Annotated in this window: 23 protein-coding genes; 11 read left to right on the forward strand and 12 right to left on the reverse strand. The window is 68.9% G+C overall.

Annotated features, from left to right (window positions below; translation table 11 throughout):
• Nucleotide 1: 1 nt before the first annotated feature.
• Both J8I35_RS11095 and J8I35_RS11100 read right to left on the reverse strand, forming a co-directional pair.
• Nucleotides 2–991, reverse strand: coding sequence for an isoaspartyl peptidase/L-asparaginase (locus tag J8I35_RS11095; protein WP_209925389.1), 990 nt, complete (start codon nt 989–991; stop codon nt 2–4).
• On the reverse strand, nt 988–1932 hold the full coding sequence (locus tag J8I35_RS11100) for a MurR/RpiR family transcriptional regulator (protein WP_209925390.1): 945 nt from the start codon (nt 1930–1932) through the stop codon (nt 988–990). Before J8I35_RS11100 ends, J8I35_RS11095 begins: the two co-directional genes overlap by 4 nt.
• Nucleotides 1933–2404: 472 nt before the next feature.
• On the opposite strand from J8I35_RS11100, the gene J8I35_RS11105 reads away from it, so the two are divergent.
• From J8I35_RS11105 to J8I35_RS11125, 5 genes are all read left to right on the forward strand, one after another.
• The gene (locus tag J8I35_RS11105; RefSeq protein WP_124594658.1) at nt 2405–3676 is read left to right on the forward strand and encodes an MFS transporter; all 1272 of its coding nucleotides are present in this window, start codon (nt 2405–2407) and stop codon (nt 3674–3676) included.
• 27 nt (nt 3677–3703) lie between these two features.
• The gene (locus J8I35_RS11110; RefSeq protein WP_209925391.1) at nt 3704–6124 is read left to right on the forward strand and encodes a glycoside hydrolase family 31 protein; all 2421 of its coding nucleotides are present in this window, start codon (nt 3704–3706) and stop codon (nt 6122–6124) included.
• 112 nt (nt 6125–6236) lie between these two features.
• The gene (locus tag J8I35_RS11115) at nt 6237–7424 is read left to right on the forward strand and encodes a porin (protein WP_089489281.1); all 1188 of its coding nucleotides are present in this window, start codon (nt 6237–6239) and stop codon (nt 7422–7424) included.
• Between the two features lie 315 nt (nt 7425–7739).
• Nucleotides 7740–9761, forward strand: a complete 2022-nt coding sequence (locus J8I35_RS11120) for a BCCT family transporter (RefSeq protein ID WP_124594655.1) — start codon at nt 7740–7742, stop codon at nt 9759–9761.
• Nucleotides 9758–10069 (forward strand): hypothetical protein, encoded by a 312-nt coding sequence (locus J8I35_RS11125; RefSeq protein WP_209925392.1) that lies wholly within the window; start codon nt 9758–9760, stop codon nt 10067–10069. Before J8I35_RS11120 ends, J8I35_RS11125 begins: the two co-directional genes overlap by 4 nt.
• A gap of 103 nt (nt 10070–10172) precedes the next feature.
• On the opposite strand, the gene J8I35_RS11130 is transcribed toward J8I35_RS11125, so the two are convergent.
• Complete coding sequence (locus J8I35_RS11130) at nt 10173–11021, reverse strand: class I SAM-dependent methyltransferase (RefSeq protein WP_050010811.1); 849 nt, start codon at nt 11019–11021, stop codon at nt 10173–10175.
• 163 nt (nt 11022–11184) lie between these two features.
• On the opposite strand from J8I35_RS11130, the gene J8I35_RS11135 reads away from it, so the two are divergent.
• From J8I35_RS11135 to J8I35_RS11145, 3 genes are all read left to right on the forward strand, one after another.
• Complete coding sequence (locus J8I35_RS11135; RefSeq protein ID WP_209925394.1) at nt 11185–12648, forward strand: metallophosphoesterase; 1464 nt, start codon at nt 11185–11187, stop codon at nt 12646–12648.
• Nucleotides 12645–14039: a cytochrome c peroxidase gene (locus tag J8I35_RS11140; RefSeq protein WP_209925396.1), complete on the forward strand. Its 1395-nt coding sequence runs from the start codon at nt 12645–12647 to the stop codon at nt 14037–14039. Before J8I35_RS11135 ends, J8I35_RS11140 begins: the two co-directional genes overlap by 4 nt.
• A gap of 96 nt (nt 14040–14135) precedes the next feature.
• The gene (locus J8I35_RS11145; RefSeq protein WP_209925398.1) at nt 14136–14414 is read left to right on the forward strand and encodes a hypothetical protein; all 279 of its coding nucleotides are present in this window, start codon (nt 14136–14138) and stop codon (nt 14412–14414) included.
• Nucleotides 14415–14498: 84 nt separating this feature from the next.
• Here J8I35_RS11145 and J8I35_RS11150 read toward each other — a convergent pair whose 3' ends face one another.
• A complete protein-coding gene (locus J8I35_RS11150; RefSeq protein WP_209925400.1) occupies nt 14499–15983 on the reverse strand; it encodes a PLP-dependent aminotransferase family protein in 1485 nt (494 codons plus the stop codon).
• Between the two features lie 213 nt (nt 15984–16196).
• On the opposite strand from J8I35_RS11150, the gene J8I35_RS11155 reads away from it, so the two are divergent.
• Entirely contained in the window at nt 16197–16547 is a 351-nt protein-coding gene (locus tag J8I35_RS11155; protein ID WP_124638530.1) for a hypothetical protein, read from the forward strand.
• Between the two features lie 109 nt (nt 16548–16656).
• Here the strand turns inward: J8I35_RS11155 and J8I35_RS11160 are convergent, their stop codons facing one another.
• The 8 genes from J8I35_RS11160 to J8I35_RS11190 form a co-directional block, all read right to left on the reverse strand.
• The gene (locus J8I35_RS11160; protein ID WP_124554133.1) at nt 16657–17079 is read right to left on the reverse strand and encodes a DUF6691 family protein; all 423 of its coding nucleotides are present in this window, start codon (nt 17077–17079) and stop codon (nt 16657–16659) included.
• 1 nt (nt 17080) lies between these two features.
• On the reverse strand, nt 17081–17515 hold the full coding sequence (locus tag J8I35_RS11165; RefSeq protein WP_089489279.1) for a YeeE/YedE family protein: 435 nt from the start codon (nt 17513–17515) through the stop codon (nt 17081–17083).
• The gene (locus J8I35_RS11170; RefSeq protein WP_209925402.1) at nt 17505–17855 is read right to left on the reverse strand and encodes a metalloregulator ArsR/SmtB family transcription factor; all 351 of its coding nucleotides are present in this window, start codon (nt 17853–17855) and stop codon (nt 17505–17507) included. The genes J8I35_RS11165 and J8I35_RS11170 overlap by 11 nt, the downstream gene beginning before the upstream one ends.
• Nucleotides 17856–17953: 98 nt before the next feature.
• Nucleotides 17954–18088 (reverse strand): hypothetical protein, encoded by a 135-nt coding sequence (locus J8I35_RS34835; protein ID WP_256975748.1) that lies wholly within the window; start codon nt 18086–18088, stop codon nt 17954–17956.
• Between the two features lie 82 nt (nt 18089–18170).
• Entirely contained in the window at nt 18171–19439 is a 1269-nt protein-coding gene (locus J8I35_RS11175) for an FAD/NAD(P)-binding oxidoreductase (protein ID WP_209925404.1), read from the reverse strand.
• Entirely contained in the window at nt 19436–19669 is a 234-nt protein-coding gene (locus tag J8I35_RS11180; protein WP_050010794.1) for a 2Fe-2S iron-sulfur cluster-binding protein, read from the reverse strand. Before J8I35_RS11180 ends, J8I35_RS11175 begins: the two co-directional genes overlap by 4 nt.
• A gap of 130 nt (nt 19670–19799) precedes the next feature.
• The gene (locus J8I35_RS11185) at nt 19800–20927 is read right to left on the reverse strand and encodes an FAD-dependent oxidoreductase (RefSeq protein ID WP_089489278.1); all 1128 of its coding nucleotides are present in this window, start codon (nt 20925–20927) and stop codon (nt 19800–19802) included.
• The gene (locus J8I35_RS11190) at nt 20924–21856 is read right to left on the reverse strand and encodes a 4-hydroxyproline epimerase (RefSeq protein WP_209925461.1); all 933 of its coding nucleotides are present in this window, start codon (nt 21854–21856) and stop codon (nt 20924–20926) included. The genes J8I35_RS11185 and J8I35_RS11190 overlap by 4 nt, the downstream gene beginning before the upstream one ends.
• A 251-nt stretch (nt 21857–22107) precedes the next feature.
• Between J8I35_RS11190 and J8I35_RS11195 the strand changes: the two genes are divergently transcribed.
• A complete protein-coding gene (locus tag J8I35_RS11195) occupies nt 22108–23028 on the forward strand; it encodes a dihydrodipicolinate synthase family protein (RefSeq protein WP_089489277.1) in 921 nt (306 codons plus the stop codon).
• Between the two features lie 236 nt (nt 23029–23264).
• Nucleotides 23265–24890 carry an APC family permease gene (locus tag J8I35_RS11200; RefSeq protein ID WP_124680050.1) on the forward strand — a complete coding sequence of 542 codons (1626 nt, stop codon included), beginning with the start codon at nt 23265–23267 and terminating at the stop codon, nt 24888–24890.
• Nucleotides 24891–24913: the final 23 nt, after the last annotated feature.

Raw genomic sequence — 24913 nt, forward strand, 5'->3', positions numbered from 1 at the left:
ATCAGGCCGCATCGTCGCGGTAGATGCCGACGACCGGCGCTTCACCGACGCGCGCGTAGCCGCGGTACATCCCTTCGGTGTTGAACGGCATCGCGACGTTGCCGTGCGCATCGACCGCGATGATCCCGCCGCGGCCCGCGAGGCGCGGCAGCTTGTTCATCACGACGTCGTGCGCGGCGTCCGCGAGCGACGCGCCGCGATACGCGATCTGCGCGGCCACGTCATGCGCGGTCGCGAGCCGGATGAACATCTCGCCGGTGCCGGTCGCGGAGACGGCGCAGGTCGCGTCGTCCGCATAGCAGCCGGCGCCGATGATCGGCGAATCGCCGACGCGCCCCGGCTGCTTGTTCGTGATGCCGCCCGTCGACGTCGCCGCCGCGATATGGCCGTGCACGTCGCACGCGACCGCGCCGACCGTGCCGTGCTTGCGGTCCGGATCGAGCGGCTCGGCGGGTTGCGCGGCGCCGCCGAACGCGAAGCTGGCCGCATCGTGGTCGAGCATCATGCCGGCCGCCGCGCGCGCCTTGACCCACTGCGCATGCCGCGCTTCGGTGTCGAAGTAGCCGGGTTCCGCGAGTTCGAGCCCTTGCGCGGCCGCGAACGCATCGGCGCCCGCGCCGGCGAACAGCACGTGCTCGCTCGCCTCCATCACGCGCCGCGCGGCGAGCACCGGATTGCGCACGCGCGTCGCGCAGCAGATCGCGCCGGCGCCGAGCGTCGCGCCGTCCATGACCGCCGCGTCGAGTTCGTGCTTGCCTTCGGCCGTATAGACGGCGCCGCGCCCGGCGTTGAACAGCGGACAGTCCTCGAGTATGCGCACCGCGACGGTCACGGCGTCGAGCGCGCTGCCGCCGTCGGCCAGCACTTGCTGCGCGGCCTGCAGGATCGCGGTGAGTTCGGCGCGGTACCGACGTTCGGTGTCGGTATCCATCGCTTCGCGCAGGATCGTGCCTGCGCCGCCGTGAATCGCGACGATCGCGGGTGAAGTCATGATTTTTTCGGACGTGGGGAAGAAGGGTTGGCGGCCGGCAGCGCCGCTTGCGGCTGCACGAGCCACGGCAGCAGGAATTCAGTCATCTCGGCGGCGGATTTCGCGGACCGGTGCGTGCGCAGCGCGACCGCATCGATCAGCGCCTCGATCATCGTGAGCACGGCCGCTTCCGACGTGGCCGCGAAACGCCGCTCGGCCTTCACGTACAGGTTCAGCGACGCGATCGGCGCGAGCGGCGATTGCGGGCCGTCGGAGATGCCGAGCACGCGCGCGCCGCGCGCCGCCGCACGACGCGCCAGCTCGATCGTGTCCTTCACGTAGCGCGGAAACGCGAGCGCGATCACGAGATCGCGCGAATCGGCCGTGTACAGGCGTCGCGCCGCATGCGAAGGCCCGCCGAGCAGCGCGAGCGACTGCACGCTGTCATGGCAGACGGACAGGCCATGCTCGATCAGCCCGGCGAGGAACGCGCTCGACCCGGCGCCGAGAATCAGCACGCGCCGCGCGCCGACGATCGCCTCGACCGCCGCCTCGACATCGGCCGCGTCCAGTTGCGCGCGCGTGTTCTCGATGTTGGCGACAGCCTGGTCGAATACCGCATCGATCCAGACTGCGCCGCGTACGCCGAATTCCTGCTCCTGCGCGGAACGCAGCCGCTCGACCGGCCCGAGCGTGGCCTCGAAGCCGCGCACGAGCGCCGCGCGCATCGCCGGATAGCCGTCGAAACCGAGCGCCTTCGCGAAGCGGTTCGCGGTCGCGATCGACGCATTCACGGCCTGCGCGAGCTCGTCGATCCGCATCGTCGCCGCGCGAAACGGGTTCGCGAGCACGAACTCGCCCATGCGCCGGTGAATCGGCGTCATCAACGGCATCGCCGACGCGATCCGCTCGGCGATCGCGGGTTCGTCGTGACTGACATCGGGCGGAACGAGAGGCGTCATGCGAAGGGTTGTTGCAAGGTTCGATGAAAATGAATTTACACAATCTCCCGACTGAAAAGAAATAAATTTTCATCAGGGTGTGTTGCGCCTCAACCGGCGTCCGTCGACCGTGCGGACGATCGTTCGGCCCCGCCCCACGGGCCTTTGACGGCCGATCGCCCTGCGTCGCCGCTCACGGTCGCCATCCGGTCATCGGGAAAACCCCGAGTACGTTCGTTCGAATGCAGATTCACATTGACCGGATTCGCATTCGAACATAGGATGTTCGAAAATGATCAGTCGTCAGATAACATTGCAGCTTTGTGACGACGAAATGTTCGCTCGAACACCGTGATTTCGATATGAACCGGCAAAAACCGGCGTGCATCAAGATCGGACATCGTACGAACCAGAACGAAACAAGCCATTCCGACGGATGGCCCTCATGGACCGGGCAGGCGCCGCGCGCCGCCCTCCCTGACAGGAGACAGCAGTGAAGACAGTCAAGGCGTTGCGCTGGTGGATCATCGTGCTCGTATGTCTCGGCACGATCCTCAACTACCTCGCACGGAATTCCCTCGCGGTGCTCGCGCCCGAACTCAAGCAGGTGTTCGCGATCTCGACGCAGCAGTACTCGTACATCGTCGGCGCGTTCCAGATCGGCTACACGATCATGCAGCCGGTGTGCGGCTTCATCGTCGACCTGATCGGGCTGCGACTCGGCTTCGCGCTGTTCGCGATGCTGTGGTCGGTGGTCGGCGTCGCACACGGCTTCGCATCGGGCTGGCTGTCGCTCGGCATCCTGCGCGGCTTTCTGGGCCTGTTCGAGGCCGCCGCGATTCCGTCGGGGATGAAGGCCGTCGCCGAATGGTTTCCCGATCGCGAGAAATCCGTCGCGGTCGGCTACTTCAACGCGGGCACGTCGCTCGGCGCCGCGATCGCGCCGCCGCTCGTCGTGTTCATCTCGATGCGCTTCGGCTGGCAGGCCGCGTTCATGGTCACCGGCGCGCTCGGGTTCCTGTGGGCCGCGCTCTGGTACACGCAGTACCGGTCCCCGGCCGACCATCCGCGCCTCACGCCGCAGGAGCGCACGCTGATCCGCGACGGCCAGGCGACGATGCCGCCCGTGTCGAAGCGCCGCATCCGCGACGTCGTCACCGCGCGGCGCTTCTGGGCGATCGCGCTGCCGCGCTTCTTCGCGGAACCCGCGTGGCAGACCTTCAGCTTCTGGATTCCGCTGTACCTCGCGACCGAGCGCCACATGCCGCTCACGCAGATCGCGGTATTCGCGTGGATGCCGTTTCTCGCAGCCGACCTGGGCGGCATCGCGGGCGGCTACCTGTCGCCGTACCTCGCGAATCGCTTCAAGCTGCCGCTCGTGTGGTCGCGCGTCGCCGGCGTCGCGCTCGGCGCGGTGCTGATGCTCGGGCCGGCGATGATCGGGCTCGTGTCGTCGCCGTACACGGCGATTGCGCTGTTCTGCGTCGGCGGCTTCGCGCACCAGATGATCTCCGCGCTCGTCAACACGCTGTCGGCCGACGTGTTCGACCCCGAGGAAGTCGGTACCGCGAGCGGCTTCGCCGGGATGGCCGCGTGGATCGGCGGCCTCGGCTTCTCGCTGCTGGTCGGCGCGCTCGCCGACAAGATCGGCTATGCGCCGCTGTTCGCGTGCCTCGGGCTGTTCGACATCATCGGCGTCACGCTGCTCGCGCTGCTGATCCGCGGGCAGTCGAAGCAGGAACGCCTGCTCGCGCAGCACGCCTGACCTCCGTTTTCACCAGGAATCGCATTCATGACTTCGCTCCTTCATCCGCCCGTGTTCCGCGTCGCCAGCCACCACGCGAACCGCGTGTTGCTCGCGTCCGATACGGGCGCCACCGTCGAAATCTTCGTGCTCGAGGACGACATCGTGCGCGTGCGCGTGCTGCCCGACGCGACGGCGCGCACCCCGCGCACGTGGACGATCGCACCCGGTCTCGACGACGTGCCGCTCGACGGGCGCGACCGCCTCGACCTGAGCGGCTTCGCGCTGCCCCACTACGACTTCGTCGAAGACGACGACGGCGTGCGGATCGAAACCGCGCAGGTCCGGCTTATGGTGCGCCGGCGAGGCGGCCATTGCACGTGGTCGATGCGCGACGCGAACGGCGCATGGCGCGTCGCGCTCGCCGACCGCGCGACGCAGGCATACAACTTCGGCTGGTGGGACGATCGCGCGTATCACTACGTCGCCCGCGAGCGCGGCGACAAGGTGTTCGGCCTCGGCGAACGCGCGGGCGAACTCGACCGCACGGGCGCGCGCTTCGAGATGCGCAACGTCGACGCGATGGGCTACAGCGCGAAAAGCACGGACCCGCTGTACAAGCACATCCCGTTCTACATCACGTGGTCGCCCGATGCGTGCCAGGGCTTCGGGCTGTTCTACGACACGCTGTCCGACTGCGTGTTCGACATGGGCCGCGAGCTCGACAACTATCACGGGCTCTATCGCTATTTCGTCGCCGAGCACGGCGATCTCGACTACTACTTCATCGCGTCGCCCGCGACGCCGCTCGCGGCCGCGCGACGCTTCACGTGGCTGACCGGGCGCCCCGCGCGCACGCCGAAATGGGGGCTCGGCTATTCGGGTTCGACGATGAGCTATACCGACGCGCCGGACGCGCAGCAGCAGATGAACCAGTTCGTCGAGCAGTGCGACGCGCACGACATCCTGTGCGATTCGTTCCACCTGTCGTCGGGCTATACGTCGATCGGCGCGAAGCGTTACGTGTTCAACTGGAACCGCGACAAGTTTCCGGATGCGAAAGGCTTCGTGCAGCACTATCGCGACCACGGCATCCGCCTGTGCGCGAACATCAAGCCGTGCCTGCTGCGCGACCATCCCGCCTTCGACGACGCCGCGCAGCGCGGGCTGCTGATCCGTTCCGCGTCGGGCGAGCCCGCATGGGTGCAGTTCTGGGACGAGGTCGGCGCGTACATCGACTTCACGCAGCCGGACGCCTACCGCTGGTGGCAGGAGCAGGTCACGTCGGCGCTGCTGGAATACGGGATCCAATCGACCTGGAACGACAACAACGAATACGAGATCTGGTCGCCCGACGCGATCGCGCACGGCTTCGGCCAGCCGTTTCCGGCGCGCGAAGCGAAGGTGCTGCAGACAATGCTGATGATGCGCGCGTCGCGCGACGCGCAGCGCGCGCATGCGCCGGCGCGGCGGCCGTTCCTCGTGTCGCGCTCCGGCGGCGCCGGCATGCAGCGTTACGTGCAGACTTGGTCCGGCGACAACACTACGTCGTGGGAAACGCTGCGCTACAACCTGAAGATGGGCCTTGGGCTCGCGCTGTCGGGCGTGTCGAACATCGGCCACGACATCGGCGGCTTCTCCGGCCCCGCGCCGTCGCCCGAATTGCTGCTGCGCTGGGTGCAGTTCGGCATCTTCATGCCGCGCTTCAGCATTCATTCGTGGAACGACGACGGCACCGTCAACGAACCGTGGATGTACCCGGAGATCACCGCGCAGGTCGCGTCGCTGATCAAGCAGCGCTACCGGCTGCTGCCGTACCTCTATCACCTGCTGTGGCTGTCGACGACGCGCTACGAGCCCGTGCTGCGGCCGACCCTCGCCGATTTCCCCGGCGATGCGCGCTGCTACGACGCGTGCGACGACATGATGCTCGGCGACGCGCTGCTGGTCGCACCGGTCGTCGATCCCGGCCGGACCGAACGCACGGTGTACCTGCCGTCGGGCGCACGCTGGACATGCTGTTCGAGCGCGCAGTCGTTCGACGGCGGCGCGAGCGTGACGCTGCCCGCGCCGCTCGACACGCCGGTGATGCTGCTGCGCGAAGGTCGCGTGCTGCCGTTGAACGTCGCCGTCCAGCATTTCGGTGCGCGTGCCGACACGCGCGGCTTCGTCGTCGCACCGCGGATCGAAGATGGCGTCGCGTACGGCGAATGCGTCGAGGACGACGGCGAGACGGAAGCGTGGCGCGACGGCGAATACGGCCTGTGGCGCATCGAGACCGGCCGCGAGGCGTCGGGCGTGCTCGGCGTGTCGGTCCGCTGGGACGGCCGCCCGGCGCGCCCGGCCGAGCGCGTCGAGATCCTGCTGCCCGCGTCGCTGCAAGGCCCGGTCGCCGTGCGCGGCGCGCGTGTCGAGCAGGATGCGGGGGACGGTGCGTGGCGCCGCCTCGTCGTCGCGTTCGACCACTGAACCACTGAAGCCAACCCGATCAGGCGGGCCGTTCGCGCAGCCCGCCGCCTGCCACAGAGGAGGCATTCAACCTCCCGCCCCTTGAAAAGATGACGCACCCCGGAGATCGACAATGAAAGCACCCGTCAACCGTTATGCAATCCTGATTTTATCGGCCGCTTCGCTCGGCGCGACCGCCGCCCATGCGCAGAGCAGCGTCACGCTGTACGGCGTCGTCGACGATTCGCTCGCGTACGTGAACAACCAGCAAGGGCACTCGAACATCTACCTGCGCGACGGCAACCTGTATGCGTCGAAGTTCGGGTTGCGCGGCGACGAGGATCTCGGCGGCGGCACGCATGCGATCTTCGACCTGCAGGCCGGCTTCAACCTGAATACGGGCGCGCAGGCCGCCGCCGGCACGATGTTCAATCGCCAGGCCTTCGTCGGCCTGCGCAACGTGAGCTACGGCACGGTGACGGCCGGCCGCCAGTACACGCCCTACTTCCTGTTCGTCGGCCCGTACGCGTCGAGCAGCTGGCTGACCGGTGCGACCGGCGCGCATCCGGGCGACATCGACGGCCTCGACACGACGATTCGCGTGAACAATTCGGTTACCTATACGTCGCCGACCTTCGCCGGGCTGACCGCGAGCGCGATGTACGCATTCGGCGGCATTGCCGGCGCGACCGGCAAGGGCAACACGTTCAGCGCCGCGCTGCGCTACGCGAACGGGCCGATCGGGATCGCGGCCGGCTATCTGCGGATCAACAGCTCGGGCTCTTCCGTGGGCTTCCTGAATCCGGCCACCGCGTCGTCGGGCAGCTTCGCGGTGTCCGTGCTGAACCAGGGCTACCTGACCGCGAAGGCCGTCGAGCAGGTCGCGGCGGCCGGCAACTACACGCTCGGCGACCTGACGATGGGGCTCAACTATTCGAACGTGAAGTACCTGCCCGGCAACGGCTCGGCCTTCACCGATACGGCCGTGTTCAATACCTACGGCGCACTCGCCGCGTACCGCTTCACGCCGACGTTCTCGGTGGCCGGCGCATTCGCGTACACGCTCGCATCGAAGGCGAACGGCGTCGCGAACGCGGCCCGCTATCAGCAGTACTCGCTGAAGGAGTCGTACAGCCTGTCGAAACGCACGACGCTCTATGCGCTGCAGGCGTACACGCATTCGAGCGGGCGGACGCTCGGCGCGCAAGGCGCCGGCCACATCGTCGACGCGGCGCCGATCGTCGGCGATTCGCAGCAGCTCACGCCGTCGACGACGCACGGCCAGTTCGTCGGCATGGCCGGGATCGCGGTCACGTTTTGAACCCGCCCGACGGCGCCTTCCGCGCGCTGTCTTCTACCTGGACGCCTGGACGCTGCGCATGCCGTGCGCGCCGTCCGGGTGTCCGATATGCGTTCGCCGCGGCGTTTTTCCCGGCCTCGCCGGCCCGCCGCACGCACCGCGCGGGTTTTCTCGCTCGCCCCGATACCTTACAATTCGTCAGGTTTACCCTTCTGCATGCCCTATTCTTGCAGTCCTGACACCGCGGTACACTCGACGCACGCCGTATCAGGGTCCGACGCGCACCACGCGCCGGGCGGCGTCGCGCCTCGTTGCGCCCACAACTGGATACCCGCCATGCCGGATTCCCGTCCCTCGCCCCGCACGACATTCAAGCCGCAGGTCGTCCTGCCCGCGCTCGTCGTGATCGGCGCGCTGCTCGTCGTGTGCGCACTGCGCCCGAGCGAAGCCGGCGCGCTGTTCTCCGCCGGCCAGCAATGGGTCATCGCACGGTTCGACTGGTTCTACGTGCTCGCCGTCACCGGCTTCCTCGTGTTTCTCGTGCTGATCGCCGCCAGCGATTTCGGCAACATCCGGCTCGGCCCCGACGATGCCGAACCCGAATTCAGCTTCGTGTCGTGGACGGCGATGCTGTTCGCGGCCGGCATGGGCATCGGCCTGATGTACTTCGGCGTCGGCGAGCCGATGCAGCATTTCCTGAAGCCGCCGACCGTCGACCCCGGCACGTCCGCCGCCGCGCGCGAGGCGATGCTGATGACCTTCTTCCACTGGGGTTTCCATGCGTGGGCAATCTACGGGCTGATGGGGCTCGTGCTCGCGTACTTCGGCTTTCGCTACAACCTGCCGCTGACGCTGCGCTCGGGGCTGTATCCGGTGCTGCGCGAGCGCATCAACGGCTGGATCGGCCACACCGTCGATGCGTTCGCGCTGGTCGGCACGGTCGCCGGCATCGCGACGACGCTCGGCTACGGCGTGATGCAGATCAGCGCGGGCCTGCATACGGTCGCCGGATGGGACACCGGCAGCAACCTGTTTCGCATCGGGCTCGTCGCGCTCGTCGTGATCCTCGCAGGGCTGTCGGCCGCGAGCGGCCTCGACAAGGGCGTGCGCCGGCTGTCCGAGCTGAACCTGCTGCTCGCGTTCCTGCTGCTCGCGTTCGTGGCCGTCGCGGGCCCGACCGCGTTCCTGCTGCGTGCGCTCGGCGACAACATCGGCCAGTACCTGTCGAGCCTCGTCGACCTGTCGTTCCGCACCTATGCGTACGCACCGCCGCGCGAGGAAGGCTGGTTCGGGGGCTGGACGATCCTCTACTGGGCGTGGTGGGTGTCGTGGTCGCCGTTCGTCGGCATGTTCATCGCGCGCATCTCGCGCGGCCGCACGATCCGCCAGTTCGTGATCGGCGTGCTGCTCGTGCCGACCGCATTCAATCTCGTCTGGATGACCGTGTTCGGCAACAGCGCGATCTGGCTCGATACGCACGGCGCGGCCGGCGCGCTCGCGCAGACGGCGACCAACGTCGATGCGCTGCTGTTCCGCTTCTTCGATTTCCTGCCGTTGCCGCAACTGCTATCGATCGTCGCGATCGTGCTGATCGCGGTGTTCTTCGTCACGTCCGCCGATTCGGGCGCGTTCGTGATCGATCAGATCGCGACGCGCGGCAGCGCGCATTCGCCGGTCTGGCAGCGGCTGTTCTGGGCCGCACTGCTCGGCGTGACGGCCGCGGTGCTGCTCGTCGCGGGCGGGCTGGGCGCGCTGCAGGCGATGACGCTGATCGCCGCGCTGCCGGTCGCCATCATCATGCTCGCGCTCTGCTACGGGCTGTGGCGCGGGCTCGCGGCCGATCGCGCGCACTATTCGCAGGACGTTGCGCCTGCAACGAGCTTCTGGACCGGTCAGCACTGGCGCCATCGCCTGACGCACATCCTGCGGCAGACGACCGAGGCCGAAGCGCGCCAGTTCATCGCGGAAACGGTCGAACCGGCGCTGCGCAAGGTCGCCGACGAGTTGCGCGCGAGCGGCGTCGATGCGCACGTACAGCACGACAGCGACGATGCGGTGCGGTTGACCGTGCCGACAGCCGAACATCGCGATTTCGTGTACGGCGTGCGCGTCACCGCGAAATCCGCAGCCGCGTTCCTGGTGCGCGAGACGGCCGAGCCCGACGAGGCACGTGCGCACGTGTATGGCATCGTCACGTTCTTCGAGGATGGCCGGCTCGGCTACGACGTCGAATACCTGCGCGGCGACGAAGTGATCGCCGACGTGCTGCGCCAGTACGAACGCTACGTATCGCTCGCGGCAGACACCCGCACGCATCTGCTGAGCCGCGCGCCGGGGCACGCGACGGAGGCCGAATGAGCGGACTGCTGCAAAGCCGCGCGGTCGACGTCATCGCGCTCGGCACGCTCGCCGTGCTGTACCTCGGCGGCGCCGGCATCGCGCTGTGGCGAATCCGCACCGCGGCGCCGCTCGGCAAGGTCTACTGGATCGTCTGCGCGGCACTGCTTGCCGGCGGCGCGGTCGCGATGGGCGGCAACCTGTCGCCGGTGCCGAACAGCGGCGAAATGCCGCCGGGTTTCGCACTCGGCACCGAGGCCGTTCTGCTCGGGCTGGCGCTGGTCGCCGGTGGCTGCGCGTGGTTGATGCTGCGCGCGCGCAAACGCTGACGCACGCAGGTCGCGCAGCCCCAGCTTCGTCACGCGGGCACGGTCGCGTGCGGGGCGAACGGGCGGCCATGCCGTTCCTCATCCGCTGCTTCCACGCTACATGTCATGCGGACGGCGCGCGCGCCGTCACCAACCAGCACGCCGCATCGAAGCGCACCTCGGCGCCGTGCACGTACCGCTCGAACGCCGCGCGCATCGTGTCGATCACGCGCCGCCGCGTCGCCTCGTCCGTCTCCAGCAACGCCAGGCCGACCGGGCCCAGCCGGGCAAGGTAGTCGTCCAGCGCGGATTCCGACAGCACGCATGCCCGCTCGACCGGCTCGATCGCAACGTCGGCCCAACCACCGTCCGACAGCACCGACGCAATGCGCTGCCGGTCACCGAACGCGAACTGCCCCGGCGCGCCGGGTTGCCGCGCGGGCAGATTCGGCAACAGCGGCGCGGCCGCCCGCTCGGCCGTCGTCATGAACGGGTTGTCGGCCGCGCCGCGCCACGCGACGAACCGCATCTGCGCGCCGGGCCGCGCCGCATGCCGCAGGTTCGCGAACGCACGCACCGGATCGTCGAAGAACATCACGCCGAGACGCGACACGATCAGGTCGACGCTCGCCGGCTCGAACGCGTGCGTCTGCACGTCCGCGCACACGAACCGGGCGGGCAGACCACTGCGTCCGGCACGCGCCCGGGCGGCGTCGATCATTCGAGCCGAAATGTCGATGCCCGTGCACTGCGCGTTCGCGCCGAGCCGCCGCGCGATCGCGAGCGTGACCGCGCCCGTGCCGCAGCCGACGTCGAGCACGCTGCTGGCAGACGACGCTGCCGCGCCATCCGCCAGCAGCGTTTCGAACGGCTCGAACATCCGGTCCAGCAGCGCCTGCGCATCGACCCATGCGCGCCCCGACGGACCGTTCCATAGCGCGGATTGCGCTTCATTGGGCCGGTTGGCTTCCATCGTCGATCCCCTTCCGTTTCATTGATCACGAACCGGACTGTGCTGCTTCAAGCCGGCTTGAAGTCAAGGACTGCCGGTGTGCGCCCCGTCACGCCCCGTTTTCACATTTCTTACATTCGCGCTGCGTATCGTTGACGACTTTCCTACGGCGCCTGCCCCTCCCATGCGACGATTCCTCACGCGCGGCCTGCTCGTGCGCTGCGCTCCCCTTGCTGCCCTCGCCGCGCTGTCCGCGTGCTCGAATCACATCGATACGCCGGACGATCCGGCCAGCGCGTCGGCCAACGTCCGGGCCGCATGGGTCGAGATCGGCGATGCGAACCAGGCGATCGCGCGCGTGATCACGAACTACACGCCCGCGTCGGCCGGCGATCCGTTGTGCCCGCAACTGACCGTCGACGGCAAGGTCTCGCGCATGGCGCTGCGCGTGGGCGCCGCGACCGTCGCCCAGCGGCCGACCGCCAGCGACCCCGCCGATTCGAAACCGTCGAGCTTCCCGGTGTCCGTCTGCGAAATGACGCTGCCGGCCGGCGCGCAGGCGGCGAGCGTCGCGGGCCGCACGCTGCCGCTGCCGAAAGCGCAGCCGCAGCGCATCGCGATCATCGCCGACACCGGCTGCCGAATGAAGAAGGCCGACAACGCATGGCAGGCATGCAACGATGCCGCGGTCTGGCCGCTCGACACGATCGCGGCCAGCGTCGCGAAGCTGTCGCCCGATCTCGTGCTGCACGTCGGCGACTACCACTATCGCGAGAACGCGTGCCCGCCCGATATCGCCGGCTGCAAGGACAGCCCGTGGGGCTACGGCTGGGATACGTGGCAGGCCGACCTGTTCCGCCCGGCCGCCGCCTTGCTCGCGAAGGCGCCGTGGGTCGTCGTGCGCGGCAATCACGAGGAATGCGCACGTGCGGGCCAGGGCTGGTTCCGCTTCCTCGACCCGCGCCCGTATTCGGCCGCACGCTCGTGCGACGATCCGGCCAACGACAACACCGCGAACTATTCGGAACCCTATGCGGTGTCGCTCGGCGGCGGCTCGCAAGTGATCGTGTTCGACACCGCGAAGGTCGGCCGCACGCCGCTGAAGACCACCGACGCGCAGTTCGGCATCTACCAGAAGCAGTTCCAGACGGTCGCATCGCTCGCGTCGAAGGCCGGCATGACCACGACGATCTTCACGAACCATCATCCGATCCTCGCGTTCGCGCCGATCGCCGGCAGCACGCCCGCGCCGGGCAACCTCGCACTGCAGTCGGTGATGTCGAGCCTCAACGCGCAGGCGTACTACCCGCCGGGCGTGCACGTCGCGCTGCATGGTCACGTGCATGATTTCCAGGCGATCAACTTCTCGTCCGGGCACCCGGCGACGATCGTGTCCGGCAACGGCGGCGACAACCTCGACGTCGCGCTGCCCGACCCGTTCCCGGCCGGCCTGACGCCCGCGCCGGGCGCGGTGATCGAACGGCTGTCGCACAACAACAGCTTCGGCTTCCTGATCATGGAGCGCAACGCCGCGCCGGCGACGGGCTGGACGTTCCATGCGTATTCGGCGGCCGGCAAGCTGCTGGCGTCGTGCAATCAGTCGGGCCGGACGCTCGCCTGCGACAAGACGGGGTTCATCGCGCCGTGACGGAAGAAGTTCGATGCGACGGCCGCGGCAAGCGTGGCCGGCAGACGCTGCACACGCTTGCCGCCACCGTGCTCGCCGGCCTGACGCTCGCGGTTCACGCCGCGCCGGCCGAAACGGTGCTGCTTCCCGGCGCGCCGCCGTCGCGCGTCGTCGACACGATCGGCAACGGCACGCCGCAGGTGACGGGCAAGATCGACGCGGCCACCGCGCGCTTCGCGCCGGACCCGACGCTCGTCGCGCTCGGCCGCCGGATCTTCTTCGACCCGCGGCTGTCCGAGCCGCGCGGCATGTCGTGCGCGGGCTGCCACGATCCGGGCCGCGCGTTCGCGCCGACACTGTCGGCCGCATCGCTCGCGGGGCCCGGCGTGCCGGAAGGCAGCCGGCCCGGACGCTTCAGCCAGCGCAATGCGCCATCGCTGCTGTATGTGCGCTACGTGCCGCGCCGCCACTTCTACCGGGACGACGATGCGCCCGCGCCGTCGCCGTTCGGCGGCCTGTTCAGCGACGGTCGCGCGGATACGCTCGCCGAACAGATCCGCGGACCGCTGTTCGATCCGAACGAGATGAACAACCGGTCGCCGGCCGCGCTGCTGCGCAAGGTCGATGCGACCGAACTCGCGCCCGATCTCGCCGCGCGCTTCGGCGCGCCGGTGCGGCGCGATCCCGAGCAACTGGTGCGCGCGCTGGGCGCGGCCGTCGAAGCCTATCTGCAGAGCGACGAGATGGCGCCGTTCACGTCGCGCTTCGACGCGTTCCTGCGCACGCGCAAGCCGCTCGCGCCGGCCGAGATGCGCGGCCTCGCGCTGTTCCGGAATCCGGACAAGGGCAATTGCATGACCTGCCATACGCTGTCGGACACGTCGAGCCGCCCGGAACGCTCGCTGTTCACCGATTTCGGCTACGACGCGATCGCCGTGCCGCGCAACCGCGCGCTGCCGGCGAACCGCGATCCGCGCCATTTCGACAACGGGCTGTGCGATACCGCGCGGCGGCTGCGCTGGCCCGAGCCGACGCAATGGTGCGGCTACCTGCGCACGCCGGGGCTGCGTAACGTCGCGCTCAAGCAGACGTTCATGCACAACGGCGTGTTCACGACGCTGCGCGACGCGGTCGCGTTCTACAACACGCGCTCGACCGATCCCGGCTTCTGGTATCACGGCGCCAAGACGTTCGACGACGTGCCGGCCGCCTATCGCGGCAACATCAACGTGAATTCGACGCCGATGAACCGCCGGCCCGGCACGCCGCCCGCACTGACCGACGCGGAAATCGACGACATCGTCGCGTTCCTCGGCACGCTGACCGACGCGCGCTATACCGGCCGGGCCGCGCCTGCCGCCTCTGCGCCTCCTGCGGCCCGGGTCGCGCGCACTGCCGCGCCGGTGCGCTGACCCTGGCCGAACGGCCAGCCGACGCGCCCGCGCTTGCGGTTCGCGCAAACACTGGTTATATTTACAGTACTGTATTTATGAACAGTGAGGTGCGCGATGGAACATCTGGTCCGTATCGTCAACGACACCGATCGCCAAGTGCTGGCGTGGCTGCGTGCCCAGGTCGGCGATGCCCGCGTCGAGCGCGCGGCGCGTCAGCTCGGGCATACGCGCAAGCCCTTTCCGTCCGCCGTCTGCCGGTACCTGGGCATGAGCGCGCCGGCCACGCTGCGTCCGGCCCCCGCCCGGCCGCGCGCGGCACTCGATTTCTCGGTCGGCGATCGTTATCTGTCGCTGATCCGCCAGCACCTCGCCACGCATTCGGTCGGCCGATGAAGTGGCGGCGGCTTGCCGCTTCGGTACCGCGTCCGGCCGGAGCACTCGCGTATTCGGAAATCCGGCCCGCTGCCGCCGTCGCGCTTACGCGGCCGCCATGGCTTCCCGTACGAGGCGGCCGAGTATGTCGAACGCCGCCTCGTGCGCCGCGTCGAATACGCGCGTACAGGCAAGCCGGATATAGCCGTCGAAACGGTCCGAATTCGAGAAGATCGAACCGGGCGCGATCTTGACGCCATGCGCCAGCGCGGCGTCGAACAGCGCATCGGAGCGCACGCCTGCCGGCAACGCGATCCACAGCAACATCCCGCCCGGCGGCTGGTTCATCCGCGTGCCGGCCGGGAAATGCCGCGCAATCGCGTCGATCGTCACGTCGCGCTGCACGCGCAACTGTTCGCGAAACCGGTGCAGGTGTCGATCGAATGCGCCGGAGCCGACGAATTCGGCGGCCACGGCCTGCAGCAACGCGGCGTTGTGTCGACTCTGAGCGAATTTCAGCATCCTCACGCGCGCCTGCCAGCGGCCCGCACTCATCCAGCCGAGCCGCATCCCGGGGGCCAGCACCTTGTTGAACGACGGGCAGTAGATCACCGTGCCGTCGCGATCCCATGCCTTGACCGGCCTGGCCGCCGTCGGCGCCTCGACGAGCTCGCGATAAGGCTCGTCCTCGATCACGGCCACACCGTGGCGCGAACACAGCGCGACGAGCGCGGCCTTGCGCTCGTCGGGCATCACGCAGCCGAGCGGGTTTTGCAGGTTCGGCACGACGACCACGGCCCGGATATCCGGATAGGCAGCCAGCGCCACGTCGAGCGCCTCGATCGACAGGCCGGTCGTCGGGCTTGCCGGAATTTCGAGCGCCTTCAGGCCGAGGCTTTCGAGCAACTGGATCAGGCCGAAGAAGGCCGGCGATTCGATCGCGATCGTGTCGCCGGGCCGCGCGACCGCCCGCAATGCGAGATTCACCGCATCGACGCCGCCGCTCGTCGACATCACGTCGTCCGGCGTCAGCGTCACGCCGTAAGACAACGCGCGTTTGGCCATCGTCTGCCGGAATTCGGGCGAGCCGCCGACGGGCCCCGCGTCGGTCAGCAACGTGGGCTTGCGCCGCAGCAGCCGGATCGCGAGCGCCTGCAGGCGCTCGGTCGGATACAGCGCGGCGTGCGCGGATGCGCCGCCGAGATTCAACGCATCGGTCGCCGCGTTCGCACGGTCGATCACGCGCGATACGCGCTCGTGCAGCCCCGCGAACGGCGGCTCGACGCTCAGCGGCGGCCCGTCGCTTTCCGGCAGCGTGTCGAGCACGGCCGCCGCGCGGCGGCGCACGAAGTAACCCGAACGCGGCTTCGCGTCGCACCAGCCCGCATCCTCGAGCCGCCTAAACGCATGGATCGCGGTCGACAGGCTCACGCCGTGCTGCGCCATGCACGCGCGGACCGACGGCATCCGGTCGCCGGGCGCCAGCGTGCCGGCCGCGATGATGCGGCGGTAATGTTCGGCGAGCCGTTCGTAAAGCGGCTCGCCGTCCCTCGGCAAAGGCGTGCGGGATGCGTCGGCGGGAATCGTCATGCGGACCATCGTGCCCGCTGCCTCCCGCGCACGCCAGATACAGATCCGGGGAAAACCCACCGATACAGCAGCCCGAAATCGTCGCCTGCACCGCAACAGATTCCCGTCCCCTGAATCTGTCGTGCGCACGTCCGTTTCCCTAACCTGATTGCACGATGTCGCCTCGTCGTCGCGAGGCCGCACAACCGGAGTAACCGGAAAAAGGGAATCGCCATGCGGACGCAACACCTCCGGCTCGACGCCGGGCAAAGCCACTTTGCGTGGTTCGACAAGGGCAGCCAGTTGATCGTGCTGGACGGCGCGCTGGCGGTCACGCTGCGCCATGGCGGGCTCGACTGGCTGCCCGATGTACCGCAATACGTTCGCCGCGAACTCGACGAAGGCGAATGCCTGACGCTCGAAACCGCCGGTCATGTCGCGCTGTCGGCTCGCGGCAGCCGCGTGGTCAGCACAACGATCGTTGAACCCTCGGGGCAACGAGGCATGCTCTCGGTGTGGCGCGGCATCCTGCGCCGGCTGTCCGGGCGAGCGCACGGCGGCCGCCACGTAAGCGAGCATGTCTGACATCGCGACCTGCCTGCCGCGGGAAACACTGGGAGCTCATCGCATCATCGCGGTGACCGACGAACACATGATGTTCCGGGCAACCGTACCCGGCGAGCGTGCACCGGCGTCACCGCCCGTTTCGCCGACGCTCGATCCACTCGAACAGGGCCATCCCGGCCAGCATCGCGACGACGAACCCGATCCCCTTGGCCGACCCGAAGCCGATCGACACGATCGCGGGCCCCGGGCAGAACCCGGCAATTCCCCAGCCGATGCCGAATACCGCACTTCCTGCAACGAGGCGCACGGTAATCGCCCGCGATGCCGGCAACTGCATCGGCAGGCCGAGCCACGACCGTGTCCGGCGCTTCGCCCACGCAAACGCGAACACGGCGACGCCGATCGCGCCCGCCATCACGAACGCGAGCGACGGATCCCAGCGGCCCGCCAAGTCGAGAAAACCGAGCACCTTCTGCGGATTGGCCATGCCCGACACGATGAGGCCGACGCCGAACAGCAGCCCCGCCAGAAACGCGAATCCTGCTTGCATGTCAGCCTCCCGCCACGTGCAGCCGCACGAAGACGGTCGCGAAGCCCGCGACCATGAAGGTCGCCGTGGCGACCACCGAACGCAACGCCCCGCGCGATATCCCGCATACGCCGTGACCGCTCGTGCAGCCGCCCGCGTACCGCGTGCCGATTCCCACCAGCAGCCCGGCCGCCAGCAATTCTGGCCAATTGGCGTCGACCTGCGGCGTCAGATCGCTCCCGACGAAACGCATCGCGACGGGCGCTGCGATCAACCCGGCGACGAACGCGGCGCGCCAGCCGCGCTCTGCGCCGCCCGCCGTCGGCAAGCCGCCCACGATCCCGCTAATACCGGCAATCCGGCCGTTGAACGCGACGAGCCACGCTGCCGCGAGCCCGATCAGCACGCCGCCGGCCAGCGACAGCCACGGCGTGAAATGAAGCGCATCAACCTGCATCGCGCGCCTCCGTCGCGGTCGCCCCGCAAAACTGTTCGTACAGCACGCCCATCACCGCGATCACGGCCGGACTGTCGAGCGAATAGCGGATGGACTTGCCTTCGCGGCGCGTACGGACCAGCGCGTTGTCCCGCAACACGCCGAGCTGCTGCGATAGCGTCGGTTGACGGATGTCGAGTCGCGCCTCGAGATCGCTCACGCCGCGCTCGCCCTGCGACAGTTCGCACAGCAGCAGCAGCCGGTCGGGATTCGACATCACCTTGAGGAGCGCGCACGCCGATTCGGCGGCGGCGCGCATCTGATCGAGGCCGGGCAAGCCGGCGGGAAGATCGTCGTTCATCGGGGCGGGATACGATTAAAGAACTAATATTATATAACTTTATATATTGTCGTATCCCGCTGCTTCCCGGATCGGCAATCCGGCCGCCCTTCCTTCTGTCAGGCCTGCTTGCCCGCCAACCCGTCGGCGGCTGCCGCGCGTACCGCACCTCCGCGAACCACGCCGAGCGCGAGCATCACGACCGCCGCGATCACGCGTGGCGCGGTAACAACGGCGAACGCGGTCAACAGCATCGCGTCGCCGATCCGAAGTGGAGGAAGAGTAAAAGGCGCGGCCCGGCCTGAACCGGGCCGCATCACCGCGACGCTGCATGCGTCACGCGCGGTCGCAGGATTCCGTGCCGTCGAGCATCAGCGTGCCGACCCGCGCGGGCACGAGCGGCGTGCGCGACGCCGGCGGCGTCCAGCCGAACAACACCTGCGCGGCCGCGCCGCACACACGGCCCTGGCACGCGCCCATCCCGCAGCGCGATTGCAGTTTGGCGGCCGTCCAGCCCGGTTCCCGCGCGACCGCATCGAACCGCACGTCTTCGCAACGACACAGCAGCGTGTCGGGTCGCGCGAGCCGGCGGATCGGCTCCCGGATCGCGAAGCGCTCGCGCACGGCATCCGCGAACGCCTGCCAGTGCGCGCGGCGTGCAACCAGCGCGGCCAGTTGTGCGGTCTGCCCGGTCGCCGCATAGCCGGCGATCTCGCCTTCGACCATCGCCAGCTCGCTGCCGCCGACGCCCGTGCACTCGCCCGCCGCGAAACATCCGTCGCGGCTCGTGCGCTGGTGCGCGTCGACCGCCACCGCGCCGTTGTCGATCCGGCAGCCGAGATGACGCGGCAACACGGTGTTCGGCACGAGGCCGAAGCCGCACGCGAGCCGGTCGCAGCCGACGTCGAATTCGCGATCGCCCTGGCGAATTCGCACGCGTTCGAGCCGCTTATCGCCGAATGCCTCGACGACGTGCGCAGCGGGCCGATACGCGGTCGTAACGAGCTTCGCGGCCTGCGCGAGCTTCGACGGCCAGCGCCACAGCCCCGCGCCGAAGCCGGCCACGTCGCCCCATGCGGCCTGTTCGACCACGTGCGACACGCGCGCGCCGGCCTGCCGGGCCGTCGCCGCGCTGGCCAACAACAGGGGCCCGCTGCCCGCGATCACCGTACGCTGCCCGCGCACGTCGAGCCCGTATTTGATCAGCGCCTGCAAGCCGCCCGCGCCGGTCACGCCCGGCAGGGTCCAGCCCGGAAACGGCAGCAGCAGCTCGCGCGCGCCGCAGCAGAGAATCAGCGTCCGGAAATCGAGCAGCAGCCCGCGTTCGTCGTCTTCGAGCAGCAGCGTGCCCGGCTGCGTTTCGGCGACGATTCGGGTCGCCGCGAGGTGCGTGACGTTCGGCTGTCGCAGCACGGCGACGCGTTCGGCGGCGGCCGGCGTCGGTACAGCCGCTGCCGGCTGCCGCCAGATCTGCCCGCCCGCACGCGGGTTGTCGTCGACGATCGCAACGGTCGCGCCGCTTCGCGCGGCGGCCCGCGCGGCCGACAGCCCGGCCGGACCCGCGCCGACGATCGCGACGTCGACGCTCAGTCGTTCCTGTTTCATCGCGTGCGCTCCACCTGCATGCCGTCGCGGCACAGCGTCTGGCACGCGAGCCGGCGGCGGCCGTCGATCGTCATCCGGCATTCCTGGCAGATGCCCATCCCGCAAAACGGCGCGCGCGCCGCGCCCGTGCACGACACGCGCGTCGTGTCGTCGCCGCTCGCCGCGACGACGGCCGCGACGGTCGCGCCGTCGGCCACCGTCAGCGCGCGGCCGTCCAGATGAATGATCATGTCAGCCTCCGCCGCCGGGCCGCGCCAATGAGGCTGACCGCCCCCTCGGGGAGAGCGTTGCATGGGACCGGAGTAAGCGCTGATGCACCAACTCCGGTCGACAGCGAACAAAGTGAGCGTGGGGGTCGTTTCATGTCAGCGCTCCGGTGACGAGGGACGCGCTCAGGAAGCGTCCCGGCAAATACGGTTCGATATCGATGGGCGGCCGCTCGCCGGCCATCAGCGCGGCGACGAGCCGCGCGCTGCCCGGCGCGGTCGTCACGCCGAGCCCTTCATGCCCGACCGCGAGCCACACGCCCGGCCGCGCCGGGTGCTCGCCGAGCAGCGGCAGGCCGTCGGGGCTCGCGGAGCGGAAGCCGGTCCATGCGCGGATGCCGTTCAGGTCGGCCAGATCCGGCAGATAGCCGACCGCGCGGCGCAGCATCCGCGCGAGCACCGGCGGCTCCACCTGCGCGTCCTCGGTGTCGAACTGGCGCGACGAGCCGATCAGCAACTGGCCGGTCGGCCGCGGCTGCACGTTGAACGCGACGGACGTGCCGTCGCTTGCGTGCGCGCTCGCCGCATAGCCGAGCTCGACGAGCTGGTGCGACACGTGGCCCGGATAACGGTCGGTAATCAGCAGATGGCCCTTTTTCGGGCGCAGCGGCAGTTCGGGCAGCAGCGTACGCGCCGCGACGCCATTCGCGACGACCACACGCTCCGCGCGCAGCACGTCCCCGCTCGCGAGCGTCACGCTAGGGCCGTCGATCGCGACGGCCCGCTCGCGGCGCAACGTGATGCGCGGCGCGCGCTGCAGCAGCCAGTTCGCGGTGACGGGCGCATAGAGGATCGCGTCGCCCGGAATCCTCAGCGCGCCGCCGAGGCCCGCGCGCAGCATCGGCTCCAGTCGCGCGAGCGCCGCCGCGTCGATCAGCTCCCCGGCCACGCCGTGGGCAGCGAGCGTCGCCTGCTTCGCGCGCGCCAGATCCATTTCGTGCGCATCGGCCGCGAGCCATAGCGTGCCGCAGTTGCGGTATGCGCAGCCGTCGGGCATCTCGCCACTCAACGCGCGCCACAGTCCGATCGAGTAATGGCTCAGCGCGAGCTCGGCCGCGTTGTCGTCCATCGCGACGAGGTGCCCCATGCCCGCGCCGGTCGCGCCGCCGCTCGCGTCGTCGACGACTAGCACGCGCAGCCCGCGCTGCGCGAGTTCGTGCGCGCACGCCGCGCCGACGATGCCGGCGCCGATCACGACGACGTCGGTCTTCGTTTCGCTCACGACCCGATGCCCCAGCCGAACGGATCGTCTTCGTCGATCAGCAGCGTCGCTTCCGCGCTCAGGTGCGCGCTGCCGCGAATCGTCGGCACGATGCCGCCGTCGGCCAACTCGTAGCTTGCGTGGAACACACTGCCGATCACGCTCGCCTGCCGCCACACGACGCCGGGCGCGAGCTTGCCGTCGGCCGCGAGGCACGCGAGCTTCGCGCTGGTGCCGGTGCCGCACGGCGAACGGTCGTAGGCAAGGCCCGGGCACAGCACGAAGCTGCGGCTGTCGTGCGCGGGATCGTCGGCGAACAGCTCGATGTGATCGATCTCGCCGCCGTTCGCACCGGTGATGCCCGCGCGTTCGAGCCCTTCGCGCACGGCCGACGCATACGCGGTGAGCGCCGCGACGTTGTCGCCGGCGACGCGCTGCCCGTGGTCGCTGATCAGGAAGAACCAGTTGCCGCCCCACGCGACGTCGCCCTTCACGGGGCCGTATCCCGGCACGTCGAGCGCGACGCCCTGCGCATGGCGATACGCGGGCACGTTGCGCACGCTGACCGACAGGTCGTCGTGCAGGGTCGCCTCGACGGTGCCGACCGGCGTCTCGATCCGGTGCACGCCGGGTGCGATACGTCCCATGTGATGCAGCGTGCGCACGACGCCGATCGTGCCGTGCCCGCACATCCCGAGATAGCCGCTATTGTTGAAGAAGATCACGCCGGCCGCCGCGTCCGCCGACACCGGGTCGCACAACAGCGCGCCGACCAGCACGTCGCTGCCGCGCGGCTCGAGGATGCACGCGGTGCGATAACGGTCGTGCTCGCGCACGAGCACGTCGCGGCGCTCGGCCATCGTGCCGTTGCCGAGCGACGGAAAGCCGGACACGACGAGCCGAGTGGGTTCGCCGCCCGTGTGCGAATCGATGATCTGGATGCGCTTCATCATGAGCTGTCCGAAGTGGGGAAAGGAGCATAGCTTCCTCCGTCGCGCGTCCGTCCGCTTGTGGCTTTTCGATGAGGACGACGACGAAATCGGCATAGTGCGACGCGCCCTTCGCGCCCCTGCCGGCCGCTGTGCCGATTTCGTCATTTTGCTCCGCGATACGACTCAAGCGTGATGGACGTTTGCGCGGCGATACTGGTTGCCACACCGACACACCCGTCGGCCGACCGATACGAACGTAGGAGATTTCAGTGAGCCGCAAAGCCATTCAGTGGACCGGGGTTTTCCCGGCCGTCAGCACCCAGTTCAAGCCGGACTTTTCCCTCGACATCGACGCCACGCACCGCGTGGTCAAGAACCTGGTGAACGACGGCGTGTCGGGCCTCGTGGTCTGCGGCACGGTCGGCGAAAACACGTCGCTGTCGACGAGCGAGAAACTCCAGGTGATCGAGGCCGCACGCGACGCGGCCGGCGGCAAGATTCCGGTGATCGCCGGCATCGCCGAATTCACGACCGAATTCGCGCGCAACACGGTGCGCGAAGCGCAGCGCGTCGGTGTCGACGGCGTGATGGTGATGCCCGCGCTCGTCTACTCGGCGAAGCCGCACGAAACCGCCGCGCACTTCCGCGCGGTCGCAACGAGCACCGACCTGCCAGTGATGGTCTACAACAACCCGCCGATCTACAAGAACGACGTGACGCCCGACGTGCTGATCGCGCTTCAGGATTGCGAGAACATCGTCTGCTTCAAGGATTCGTCGGGCGATACGCGCCGCTTCATCGACCTGCGCAACGCGGTCGGCGATCGCTTCGTGCTGTTCGCGGGCCTCGACGACGTCGTGGTCGAGAGCATCGCGGTCGGCGCCGAAGGCTGGGTATCGGGCATGTCGAACGCGTTCCCGAAGGAAGGCGAGACGCTGTTCCGCCTCGCGAAGCAGAAGCGCTTCGACGAAGCGCTCGCGCTGTATCGCTGGTTCATGCCGCTGCTGCACCTCGACGCACGCCCGGACCTCGTGCAGTGCATCAAGCTGTGCGAAGAACTCGTCGGCCGCGGTAGCGCGGTCACGCGTCCGCCGCGCCTCGCGCTGCAAGGCGAGACGCTCGCGGAAGTGAAGGCCATCGTCGCGAAGGCGCTCGACACGCGCCCGGCGCTGCCCGACGTCGGTCTCTGATCGACGCCTCTGCGGCGGCGGTGCGCGGGCATTTCGCCTGCGTGCCGCCGTCTCCGGTCCGGCATGGCCTGCGGGCCCGTTCGCCCCCGGCGCCAGCCCGCGCCGCGCGTGAATGTCCCGCAGCCCGCCCCGGTCGCTCGAACCGGGCGTTGCCGGCCGACAGGCAGGCGCGGCTGCTCCGTCGGAGCGCGGCGCACCTCAAGCCTGTGCCGATATTCCCTCCAGGAGACACGCCCATGCCAGGCCAAGGCAATGCACACCCGTCTGTCCCGCTTTCCCGTTCCGCGCACCCCGGCGCGGGTCACGGCAAGTTCAAGAAACAGCTGTCGCTGACCGATCTCACGTTCATCGGTCTCGGCGCCATTTTCGGTTCGGGGTGGCTGTTCGCCGCGAGTCACGTGTCGACGATCGCGGGCCCGGCCGGCATCTTCTCGTGGCTGCTCGGCGGCTTCGCGGTGCTGCTGCTCGGCATCGTCTACTGCGAACTCGGCGCCGCGCTGCCGCGCGCGGGCGGCGTGGTGCGCTACCCGGTGTTCTCGCACGGCCCGCTGCTCGGCTACCTGATGGGCTTCATCACGCTGATCGCGTTCTCGAGCCTGATCGCAATCGAAGTCGTCGCCGCGCGCCAGTACGCGGCCGCGTGGTTTCCGGGCCTGACGGTCGAAGGATCGAGCGACCCGACCACGCTCGGCTGGCTCGTGCAGGCCGCGCTGCTCTGCTTCTTCTTTTACTTGAACTATTCGAGCGTGAAGACGTTCGCGAAGGCGAACAACATCATCAGCATCTTCAAGTTCATCGTGCCGCTCGCGGTGATCGGCGTGCTGTTCACGTTCTTCAAGCCTGCGAACCTGACCGTGCACGGCTTCGCGCCGTTCGGCATGCCGGGCATCGAGATGGCCGTGTCCGCGGGCGGCATTATCTTCGCGTATCTGGGGCTCACGCCGATCGTGTCGGTCGCGAGCGAGGTGCGCAATCCGCAGCGCACGATCCCGATCGCGCTGATCCTGTCGATCCTGCTGTCGACGCTGATCTACGTGCTGCTGCAACTCGCGTTCATCGGCAGCATTCCCACCGACATGCTCGCCGCCGGCTGGCACGACGTGAACAAGGCGTTCTCGCTGCCGTACCGCGACATCGCGCTCGCGCTCGGCGTCGGCTGGCTCGCGGTGATGGTCGTCGCCGACGCGATGATCTCGCCGAGCGGCTGCGGCAACATCTACATGAACGCGACGCCGCGCGTGGTCTACGGCTGGGCGAAGACGGGCACGTTCTTCAAGGTGTTCACGCGCGTCGACGAAGCGTCGGGCATCCCGCGCGCGGGCCTGTGGCTCACGTTCGGACTCGCGATCTTCTGGACGCTGCCGTTCCCGTCGTGGGAAGCGCTGATCAACATCGTGTCGGCCGCGCTGGTGTTGAGCTATGCGGTCGCGCCCGTGTCGGTCGCCGCGCTGCGCCGCACCGCGCCCGACCTGCCGCGGCCGTTCCGCGCCAGCGCGTTCGGCCTCACCGGCCCCGCGTCGTTCGTGATCGCCGCGCTGATCGTCTACTGGTCGGGCTGGAGCACGGTGTCCTGGCTGCTCGGGCTGCAAATCGCGATGTTCGTCGTCTATCTCGCGTGCCGCCGCTGGGTGCCGACCGCGCACCTGAGCCTCGCCGAGCAGGTGCGTTCGTCCGCGTGGCTGATCGCGTTCTATGCGGCGATGATCGTGCTGTCGTATCTCGGCGGCTTCGGCGGCACGGGCCGGCTCGCGCATCCGTACGACACGGTCGTCGTCGCGGCCGTCGCGCTCGTCATCTACTACTGGGGCGCGAACACCGGCGTGCGCGCCGACAAGCTGCAACTCGACGACGACGAGGACTGACGCGCCCGCACCCTTTCCCCTTC

The sequence above is a fragment of the Burkholderia sp. CpTa8-5 genome, from assembly GCF_017815045.1.
GTDB lineage: Bacteria > Pseudomonadota > Gammaproteobacteria > Burkholderiales > Burkholderiaceae > Burkholderia > Burkholderia sola.